The organism is uncultured Chitinophaga sp. (genome assembly GCF_937874145.1).
Classification (GTDB): Bacteria; Bacteroidota; Bacteroidia; order Chitinophagales; family Chitinophagaceae; genus Chitinophaga.
In genome coordinates this window covers 1-5267 of record NZ_CALNBI010000113.1, presented here as the reverse complement: position 1 = coordinate 5267, position 5267 = coordinate 1, and the positions used below count along the sequence as shown (strand labels likewise).

Sequence of the window (5267 nt, the reverse complement as noted above, 5' to 3'; positions counted from 1 at the left end):
TTCCGCGGGTGAAATCAACCTGGATGATGAAAAGCAACGTTACCAGGATTTATTGGGATGAATGAATTCAATATTCCTCTGCGCGGGAATAATTGAATAGGATTCTTCCTGGTAATGAACAACCAGGTTGGCGGAATATTTCCAGCGAATAGAAAAGTCGGGCTGAGAAAAGAAGGCATCTCTCCTCTTACATCATCTTCCCGGCATTGGTAAAATCAGGATGGCGATATACCGGGCAGATTCTGCCCCTCCCGACAGAGGGTACTCCAAATATAATGCATATAAAAAACTCCCCGTATCCGCGAAACCGGCACGACGGGGAGTAAACGAAAAACGGGCTTAAAAATCAACGTCGGAGACATTCTCCATGGTGATGAAAAATGAATAGCCTGCCATATGAAAGAATGAAATTGCCGGAGAAGGTATCAGGACAGCTACAAGGCACCTGCGGCCGGCAGCGCCTGTCGCTGAATGCCCTACAGACATAGCCTCCTGTAGACACAGGCAGGCAAATGCTCCAGATCTAATCTAGTTTACTATGTCACTGTATGCATATTTCCGGAGCGCATTGTCCTGAAAAAGAAAATGATCCGGGGCGATATCTTTTATACAAAATATTCGACGTTTTTTTCAACTTCCCGAATGTCGGGCAAAGCGTGGAGAATGGCGGTTAAAAACTTGTTAAGCGCAGATGGGGTTGTATGGATTGTTTAACACGTGAACCAGCGACGCGTCTGCCTGCATCGCGAAAATTTAAACCTTGGAAACAAGCACGCCGGAGCTATAAAATCAAAAAGACCCTCCGGCCGAAAACAACAGTGCGATACCGCCGGATGGCTCCGTCAGCCACGTGCCGCCATGCACGCCATCTTCGCTGTAAGCCGCCATGGCACGGAGCATCCTGGCATAGGCCCCGCCCGTGAGCACCAGGTTAAATGCCCGCTCGTCGGCAGTAGACAGCCCTTCATCTTCCTCACCCTTACGCATATCCAGCGTGTAACCGTTCCCTTCCACAAACGGCAGCTCGTTCAGCCGGAGCACCGTCCGCACCCCGTCCGCCAGTTCCTGCACCGCTTTCCGCAGCAGCTCCGCCTCCGAAAGATCGAACCGGCTGATCCGTACCAGCCGCTCAGGCCCGGCATATGTTAACGCTCCGTTTCCACGGATGCCTGTCAGGTAATCCAGTTGCATCCTTCAAGATTAAGATATTTTTCTTTTTCCCCCAAACACAAGCGGCTGCATCTCCCTGCTTCTCTACTTTAATCCAAACCCTTGCCCGGAATCCCCAAAATGCCATAAATTACAGTAAAACCATTCTTTATGAATCCCAGGACACGGGTGCAATGGCGGCAACTATTCCAGATCATCGTTATCTGGACGGCGATCGGATTGCTGATCGCCCTGTACGACCATCTCGTTTTGCAGACTTCCGGCTCCGCCGGGCCCGCAGCCGATTATACACTCACGCGTTCCATCCTCGTAAATGCATCCGCCGGGTTCGCAGGCGCCCTCCTCGGCGGGAGCCTGCTCGTCTTCTTCGTCAACGAGCGCTTCCGGGATAAATCCTATGCCTACACGATCCTCACCGTCACCATCTCCTTCGTGGCGGTCATTTTCATCGTAGGACAAATACTCACCCTCATCGAACCGCCCGACATGGCGCGCATGATGAAAAACGGGCTCATCTGGGCGCTCGTGGTGGGCATTACGCAATTATTCCTGCAGATCAACAGCAAATTCGGACCGGGCGTTTTCCGGGATATCCTCCGTGGCAAATACAATACCCCCCGCGAAGAGAAACGCATCTTCATGTTCCTCGACATCAACGCTTCCACCACCATCGCCGAAATGCTCGGCGACAAGCGGTATCACGCTTTCCTGAAAGATTTCTTCACCGACATTACAAACCCCATCCTCGAAAACCGCGGGGAGATTTATCAATACGTGGGCGACGAGGTCATCATCGCCTGGCGGTACCGCGAAGGATTTGCAGAAAGCAATTGCGTACAGTGTTTCTTCGATATCAAATACCGTATCCGCGCCCTGCGCGAAAAATACCTGGAGCGCTACGGCGTTTTCCCGGAATTCAAAGCGGGCATACATTGCGGGGCGGTAGTGGCGGGAGAAGTGGGGATCATCAAACGCGACATCACCTACTCGGGCGACGTCCTCAATACCACATCCCGCATCCAGGGGATGTGCAAGCAGTTCAACGAAGAGGTGATCGCCTCGGCCGACCTGGTTTCGGAACTGCGGCTGGGTGAAGATTTCATGGCCCGGACGCTGGGCTCCATCAAATTGCGGGGAAAGGAAAAAGAAATGGCCCTGCTCGCGCTCAAACCACTGCGGCTGGCGTAAGAAGAGCCATTTCCGTTACTATTTGGATTCGGCGTAACGCTTGAAATTATCCAGGATCGCCTGCCATCCGGCCTGCTGCATCTCGATCGGGTTGGTGCTTTCCGGATCGAAAGTTTCCACCACTTCCGTCTGGCCGTTGGCTTCCGAAAAGGTGATCTTCACTTTCCGGCCGTCGCCCATGGTATATTCAATCTGCTGGTGCGGTTTTACCACATCGTAAACCCCTCCGAAATCGAAGCTGAAGGAGCCGTCTTTCGCGGCCATGGTTGTGCTGAAAGCACCGCCTTCGCGCAGGTCGTTGCTGGCTTTGGGCGCATGCCAGTCGTCGGATGCGGCGCACCATTGCGTAATATGCTCGGGGGCGTTCCATAATTCCCATACTCTGGCTGCAGGTTGCTGGATGGTGCTGGTGACGGTGATCGCTTGATTTGTCGTTTCCATACAATAGTCGTTAAATGGTGAATGTTTTCAGTTTTTGTGTGTGTGATTGACGATACAAACATACGCCGCCTTTCATTCATCCGGCGTGTGCGAAAACGACAAAAAGAAGGGTAAATACCGACAAAACGCTTTTCCGCATGTGAAATGTAAAAACCCGCGCCCCCGGAATCCTCCGGTGAAGCGCGGGCGCCATTAAACATAACCCCTTATTTCGGGTCTTCTGCCCTCGTAAAGTCGTTGAAAGAACCATCCGTATAAGGAATCCGCCAGATAAGCTTGTTCTGTTCCGCCACCAGCGACCAGTTCTTCATCTCATCCACGTATTTGGGGTGCAGATCGTCGGGACCGTATTCCACGCGCTGGCCATAGCCGGGCGACTGGCTGCCGCCGCAGGAATTGAAGCGGCGGTAATAACCCGAGCCGGCATAGAACCGGAAGGTTTTCTTTTCCGTGTCGAATACCGCGGTGCCCTTGCGGTAGCCGAGGACCTGTTCGCGGCAATAGGTGGTGGTTTTGGTCCAGTAGAAATATTGCTCGGCGGCGCCGTCGGCCGAGAATTTGTAGCCCGTGGCGATTTCGAAAGCCTGGCCGGCGTAGGAGCCGTCGTAATTCGAGAACTGGGTCATGGAAAAGGATCCCGCGTGCCAGTATTTCCCTACCATTTCGGCGGGAACGCTGGATTTGGGGAGATCGGCGCGGATGCCGGGCTTGTCGTCTTTCTTGCTGCCGCAGGCCACAGCCAGGGCCAGCACAACGGGGAGGGCGGTCCTTTTGAGGAAGGACCTTTGATTTGGGGTATGCATTGTGTTCATGGTTACCGTTAACACAACAAAAGTACCCCCGCACCAGGGTGCCTCCGATAGCGCACAGTGCTCAATTTCGTGGGTAACAATACCTATTTCGGGAAAGGGGCTGCGAAAAATGCGGATTGTTGTGTATTTTCAACACATTATCAACTCAAACCAAAGAGAAAACCCATGAACAAATCCAACAGACGCAAGTTCCTGGGCACCGCGGCGGCACTTTGCGCCGGCACCGCGGCAGCCGCCATGCCTGGACAAGCCGCTGCCAAGAAACCTCCCATGTGCCACCATGTGTTCTTCTGGCTGAAGAATCCCGGGTCGAAGGAAGACCGCGACGCGCTGATCGCAGGGGTGAAATCGCTCTCAAAGATCCCCACCGTGCGCGACCTGCGCGTGGGTGTGGTTGCCAATACGGAAGCCCGCGGGGTGGTCGACAGTACCTGGGGCGTGTCCGAACTGATCTTTTTCGACGACATCGCCGGCGAAGCCGCTTACCAGGTACACCCTATTCACGAGGAGTTCATCAAAAAATGCAGCCACCTCTGGGAAAAGGTAATCGTATACGACGCGTTGGAGGTTTAGGGCTCACCGCTAAAAGAAAAATCCCCTGCAGCCTTGGTTGCAGGGGATTTTTTTGTGGGTTGGCCTTGTTAGCGGATATAGCGCCCGAGGGCTTTCCCGGCCATCTCATAAGCTTCGGAAATGCGCTCGCCGGTGTCGAAATCATTATCCCAGAACGTTCTGCCGGGCGATTTCTCCATCGTACCCTTGGCAGCCACCTTGCTGTGGTCCGCCGATTCCACCAGCAGGAATTCGCCGCTGATGTATGCATTTTTGCGCATCACACCTACGTTGAACCCCGGCTCGGTGAACGAGGTATTGAAGATAAGCGTGTATTTGGCCTTGTTGGCGAATTTGAGGTCGGTCACCTGGGTGAACAGTTCCTCGAATTTAGGCTCGAAGCGGGACTTGCGGTCGTCGACCCAGGCTTTGGCCCAGGTATCGCCGCGGCCGGCTTCTTTCTTGTTCAGGTCTTTGACCCGGCTGTTGACATAATCGGCTTCCTTGTCGAACTTGCCGACTCTCATGTTGTTGTAAGTGAACTCGATGTTGATGTCTTTTTCATTTTTGAGGACATCCAGGCTGCCTTCTGTGACGCGGATCTTTTGGGCATTGGCTTGGGCCGCCAGCATTAGAGCGCCCGCCATGCACATTACGAAGCGTAATGATTTCATTGGTGGTGAATTTTGGAGTTAAATGATTACAAACTAATTGTAACGAAGGTACAAAGAAAGACAATTCCCCCTTCAACCCGCAACCTGCATTAACAAAACGACATTTCTGGCACCTGAACCGTATTTTCAGCCCCCCGAACCGCTACCCAGGAAGTCTACCATTCCAGTAGGTTATCAAAACCCATAACAACAAGTTATGGGCCATCCCCTTTATTGATTTGCCTTTCATTGGAGAGGGCGGTACTTTTGGGATGTAAACCGAAGAATATGCAAACGATCACCGATCCCGCGTTTATCCGTTACAAGTACACCAGCTATCTCCTGCTGGCCGGCGCCTTTCTCCTGGTGCTGGCTGTATTGCTGAAAACCGGCGCCATCACCGAAACTTCCCGCGTTTACCCTGCCGGCACCACCACCGCCGACCTTTCAT

Annotated in this window: 6 protein-coding genes; 2 read left to right on the top strand and 4 right to left on the bottom strand. The window is 53.1% G+C overall.

What is annotated here, in order from left to right:
- Positions 1-789: 789 nt before the first annotated feature.
- Positions 790-1191, bottom strand: coding sequence for a hypothetical protein (locus Q0510_RS05180; protein ID WP_298708895.1), 402 nt, complete (start codon positions 1189-1191; stop codon positions 790-792).
- Between the two features lie 129 nt (positions 1192-1320).
- On the opposite strand from Q0510_RS05180, the gene Q0510_RS05175 reads away from it, so the two are divergent.
- Positions 1321-2358, top strand: a complete 1038-nt coding sequence (locus tag Q0510_RS05175; RefSeq protein ID WP_298708893.1) for an adenylate/guanylate cyclase domain-containing protein — start codon at positions 1321-1323, stop codon at positions 2356-2358.
- Positions 2359-2376: 18 nt separating this feature from the next.
- Here Q0510_RS05175 and Q0510_RS05170 read toward each other — a convergent pair whose 3' ends face one another.
- Both Q0510_RS05170 and Q0510_RS05165 read right to left on the bottom strand, forming a co-directional pair.
- A complete protein-coding gene (locus Q0510_RS05170) occupies positions 2377-2799 on the bottom strand; it encodes an SRPBCC family protein (protein ID WP_298708891.1) in 423 nt (140 codons plus the stop codon).
- Positions 2800-3005: 206 nt separating this feature from the next.
- Positions 3006-3602: a hypothetical protein gene (locus Q0510_RS05165; protein WP_298708889.1), complete on the bottom strand. Its 597-nt coding sequence runs from the start codon at positions 3600-3602 to the stop codon at positions 3006-3008.
- A gap of 174 nt (positions 3603-3776) precedes the next feature.
- Here Q0510_RS05165 and Q0510_RS05160 point away from each other — a divergent pair, with 174 nt between their 5' ends.
- Positions 3777-4184, top strand: coding sequence for a Dabb family protein (locus Q0510_RS05160; RefSeq protein WP_298708886.1), 408 nt, complete (start codon positions 3777-3779; stop codon positions 4182-4184).
- Between the two features lie 68 nt (positions 4185-4252).
- Here Q0510_RS05160 and Q0510_RS05155 read toward each other — a convergent pair whose 3' ends face one another.
- On the bottom strand, positions 4253-4837 hold the full coding sequence (locus tag Q0510_RS05155; protein WP_298708884.1) for a hypothetical protein: 585 nt from the start codon (positions 4835-4837) through the stop codon (positions 4253-4255).
- Positions 4838-5267 lie beyond the last annotated feature (430 nt).